Here is a 399-nt window from a genome sequence, read left to right as displayed (position 1 = left end):
AACAACGTGATCTGGCGCATCGCGATCTTCTACGTCGCGTCGGTGGTGCTGCTGGTCTGCCTGCTGCCGTGGAGCGCATACAAGGCGGGCCAGAGTCCGTTCGTCACGTTCTTCGGCGCGCTCGGCGTGCCGGGCATCGGCTCGGTGATGAACCTGGTGGTGCTGACGGCGGCGCTGTCGAGCCTCAACTCGGGCCTGTATTCGACCGGGCGCGTGCTGCGTTCGCTGTCGATGGGCGGCTCGGCCCCGGCGTTCCTCGGCCGAATGAGCGCGCAATCCGTGCCGTACGCGGGCATTCTGGTGACGGTCGCGATCTACGTGGTCGGCGTGCTGCTCAACTATCTCGTGCCGTCGAGCGTGTTCGAGATCGTGCTGAACATCGCGTCGCTCGGCATCATC

General features: G+C 65.7%; 1 pseudogene. It reads left to right on the top strand.

Features of this window, described 5'->3' with window-relative positions:
* Positions 1 to 399: pseudogene (locus DIE16_RS36380) on the top strand (amino acid permease); the annotation flags it as partial.

It is taken from the genome of Burkholderia sp. Bp9090, from assembly GCF_003857985.1.
GTDB lineage: Bacteria > Pseudomonadota > Gammaproteobacteria > Burkholderiales > Burkholderiaceae > Burkholderia.
This window is presented reverse-complemented; position numbering and strand designations above follow the sequence as displayed.